Annotated in this window: 1 protein-coding gene; it reads left to right on the forward strand. The window is 47.8% G+C overall.

What is annotated here, in order from left to right; genetic code table 11:
- Positions 1–30: 30 nt before the first annotated feature.
- Positions 31–797 (forward strand): adenylosuccinate synthetase (locus A3751_RS10715; protein ID WP_197466279.1); only part of this gene is annotated, 767 nt, incomplete at its 3' end.

Raw genomic sequence — 797 nt, forward strand, 5'->3', positions numbered from 1 at the left:
CTGAAGCATTATCGCTAGAGAAAGAGATTTATGGGTAAGAATGTTGTCATTTTAGGCACTCAATGGGGTGATGAGGGCAAGGGCAAGATCGTTGATTTGCTTACAGAGCAAGTTACCGCGGTTGCGCGTTTTCAAGGTGGACACAATGCTGGTCACACGTTGGTTATTGACGGTGAAAAAACGGTATTGCACTTGATCCCTTCAGGTATTCTTCGTGACAACGTCACCTGCCTTATTGGCAATGGTGTTGTGCTCGCACCTGATGCCTTGCTAAAAGAAATGGGCGAACTCGAAGGTCGAGGCGTTCCTGTTCGTGAACGCCTGAAGTTAAGCCTTGCTTGTCCATTGATTCTTCCGTACCACGTAGCGCTTGACCAAGCGCGTGAGATCGCAAAAGGTGCAAATAAGATAGGCACGACAGGGCGAGGCATTGGTCCTGCTTATGAGGATAAAGTATCGCGTCGTGGATTGCGTCTTGGCGACCTAGCGAATCCCGCGTCTTTCGCCGAGAAGCTAAAAGAGATCATGACTTACCACAACTTTGTATTAGAGAATTTCTACAAGGTTGAGCCAATTTCTTATGAAAAGACATTGGAAGAAACATTGAAAATGGGTGAAGAATTGTTGCCGTTGGCTGTAGATGTAACCGACGAACTGCATGCCTATCGTGAGCGCGGCGACAACATCATGTTTGAGGGCGCTCAAGGTTCTTTGTTGGACATCGATCATGGTACCTATCCTTTTGTTACGTCTTCAAATACCACAGCCGGCGGGACAGCAACGGGTAGCGGTTTCGG

This window comes from Oleiphilus sp. HI0080, assembly GCF_001635135.1.